This is a genomic window from Actinosynnema sp. NPDC023658 (assembly GCF_040639995.1).
Classification (GTDB): domain Bacteria; phylum Actinomycetota; class Actinomycetes; order Mycobacteriales; family Pseudonocardiaceae; genus Actinosynnema.
Window position 1 is genome coordinate 1 of the sequence record NZ_JBFAAX010000659.1, and the last position, 3,184, is coordinate 3,184.

A 3,184-nucleotide genomic window follows, 5' to 3' on the forward strand; every position below is an offset into this window, starting at 1 on the left:
CGAGCACCCGGCGCTGGTGCGGCTGTGCCTGGACCGCGGCGCGCACTTCGCGTGCTCCAGCTACGCGTCCGACGAGCTCGCCGCGCTCGGGGTGGAGGCGGCGGAACGCGGCCTGGTCGTGCTGACCGAGGCGGGCCTGGACCCGGGGATCGACCACCTGTACGCGCACCTGCTGGTCGAGCGCGCGAAGGCCGAGCTGGGCGCGGACACCCCGGCGTCGGCGGTGTTCACGTCGTACTGCGGCGGGATCCCGGCGGTGCCGAACGACTTCCGCTACCGCTTCAGCTGGGCGCCGCGCAGCGTGCTGACCGCCCTGTGCTCGCCGGCCCGGTACGTCGAGGGCGGGCAGGAGCGCGTCGCGCAGCGCCCGTGGGAGGCGACCCGCGCGCAGGTCATCGGCGGCGAGGAGTTCGAGGTCTACCCGAACCGCGACAGCGTGCCGTTCATCGGGCAGTACCGGGTGCCCGGTGCGTGGCGCCCGGAGTCGTTCGTGCGCGGGACCGTGCGGCTGGCCGGCTGGCGCGAGGCGTGGTCGGACGTGTTCGCCGTGCTGCGCGAGGGCGACGCGGACCGCATCACCGCCCTGGCGGGCGAGCTGGCGGAGAAGTACCCGATGGCCGAGGGCGACGCGGACCGGGTCGTCCTGGCCGTGGCGCTGACCCTCGTCGCGGACGACGGCCGGCGGTGGTCGGGCGAGTACGTGCTCGACCTGGTCGGTGACCGGGAGGACACGGCGATGGCGCGGACCGTGTCGGTCACGCTGGCGTGCGGCGTCGTCGACGTCCTCGCCGGCCGGTCGGCCCCCGGCCTGCTCCGGGCGACCGAGGACTCCGCCGCGCGTTGGCTGGACTTCCTGGCGGAGCACGGCGTGCGCAGCGAGCTGCGCGTGTCGACCGACCCGGACCACGCCCCCGCATGACACGTCGGTAGGAAAAATCCTCACCGAATCGGCCTAGTAAAGCGTGCTAACCCACAGAACTCCGTCCGCGACGAACCACTCACAACACCTGCGAGTGGGAGGACGTGAGGATGTGAGATCAGGACGCTTGGCCGGGACCGCGCTGGTGGCCGTCGCGGTACTGGTGGGCAGCGGGGTCGACGCCCGCGCCGAGGACGACAACCTGCCCGGCGGCACCAGCATCTCGGTGGACGTCGCGAGCCCGGCGGACGGCGCGGTCGTGCCTCAGGGGCCGGTGGCCGTCACCGGCACGGCGACGATCGGCACCGGGGTCGCGGTCCGGGACACCGCGCTCACCTACGTCGTGGACGTCTCCAACAGCGCGGCCAACAACTGCGCCGGCACCGGTGTCAGCATCCTGGACTGCGAGAAGACGGCGGTGCGCAACCTCAACGCCATCGCCGCCTCGCCCAACACGGTGGTCGGTGCGGTGGGCGCGGTCGTGTTCGCCCTGGGCACCACGACCGTGGACGTGAGCCCGGCCGCGGGCGACCAGCTGCTGACCGCGCCGGAGGCCGACGCGAACGGCAACGGCACGCGGGACGTCGAGGAGGCCGTGGGCTCGGCCTACTTCAACGGCGTGCACCAGTTCACCGAGCGCAGCATCACCAACGGCACGCAGTTCGGGCCCGCCGTGCTGACCGCGACCACCGTCACCGACGCCCAGCCGCAGGCGCGCAAGGTGGTCGTGTTCCTGTCCGACGGCCAGGCCACGGGCGACGTGCGTTCCGCCGCGCAAGCGGTGCCCGCGGACGTCGACTACTTCACCTTCGCCGTCGGCCCCGCCTCGACGTGCGTGGGCACCGGCTACAACACGAGCCTCCAGGCCATCGCGGACATCACCGGCGGCACGTGCACCGCGGTGCCGGACCCCGCCACGCTGCCGAACGTGGTGCCCGGCGTCATCGACGCCCAGCTCACCGGTCTGTCGCTGTCGGTGGACGGCGGCACGCCGACGGCGGTCACCGACGTCACGCCGGGCCTGCCGCGCACCGGTCCCGCCTCGGTGTCCTACACCGCCACGACCGCTCCCCTGACCTCCGGGACGCACGAGCTGTGCGTGACCGCGCGCGGCACCGACGGAGGCGGCGCCGGGACGGTCACCGACTGCACGACCGTCGTCGTCAACGACCCGCCGACCGTGGTCACCGGCGGACCGTACGCGGGCCAGGAGGGCACCCCGGTCGCGCTGGCTGGCACCGTCACCGACCCCGACGGGCCGTCGTCGACGACCTCGTGGAGCGCGACGCCGCTGTCCGGGGTCGACCCCGGCACGACGTGCGCGTTCTCCGCGCCCACCTCGCTGACGACCACCGTCACCTGCGACGACGACGGCACGTGGACGCTGGCGCTGACCGCGGACGACGGCCTGCACCCGGCCGTGGTCGCGACCACCACGCTGACCCTGACCAACGTCGCGCCGCGGGTCGCCATCAGCTCCCCCGCCGACGGCGCGCTCGTGCCGCGCGGCACCCCGATCGGGATCACCGCGCCGTTCACCGACATCGCCGCGCACGACACGCACACCTGCACGGTCGACTTCGCCGACGGCACGCCGGTGGTGAGCGGCAGCGTGGCGCAGGGCGCGGGTTCAGGCACGTGCACCGCGTCGCACACCTACACCGGGGTCGGCTCGCACACCGTCCTGGTGACGGTGGTCGACGACGACGGCGGCCGGGCCACCGCCGTGGTGACGATCGTGTCCCACGTGCGCGCGGAGGCGTGGGGCATCAGCACCTCGGGCCTGGTCACCCTGGCCAAGACCCCGCTCGCGTCGTGCCCGCCGTCCTCCGACCGGACCACGGCGTCGGTGACCGTGCCGCTGGTGGCCTCGGTGCAGGCGCTGCACGCGGACTGCTCGCTGGACGTCCGGACCGGCCGGACCGACGCGGGCGCCGAGGTGTCCGGCGCGAGCCTGCTCGGTGGCGCGATCACCCTGTCGGACCTGGAGGTCTCCTGCGTGGCGGACGAGGCGGGCCTGTCCGGTTCGTCGCGCGTGGGCACACTCAACGGCCAACCGATCGGCACCGCGCCCGCCGCGATCGGCATCCCGGGCGTGGCGACGGTCTACGTGAACCAGACCGTGGCCGGGTCCGCCGGGCAGTACGCCCGGTACGCGGTCCGCGTCGTCACGCTGCTCGGCCAGGAGATCGTCCTGGCCGGCTGCCGGATGGGCTTCTAGCCCGGGACGACACCGCGACGACACCGCGCCCGGCCGCTCCGGCG

At 74.2% G+C, this 3,184-nt stretch carries 2 protein-coding genes; both read left to right on the forward strand.

Annotated elements, in window-relative coordinates; all coding sequences use genetic code 11:
- A partial coding sequence (locus AB0G02_RS32795; protein WP_360801999.1) for a saccharopine dehydrogenase C-terminal domain-containing protein occupies positions 1 to 919 on the forward strand: 919 nt, incomplete at its 5' end.
- Between the two features lie 112 nt (positions 920 to 1,031).
- Positions 1,032 to 3,140, forward strand: a complete 2,109-nt coding sequence (locus AB0G02_RS32800) for a VWA domain-containing protein (RefSeq protein WP_360802002.1) — start codon at positions 1,032 to 1,034, stop codon at positions 3,138 to 3,140.
- Positions 3,141 to 3,184 lie beyond the last annotated feature (44 nt).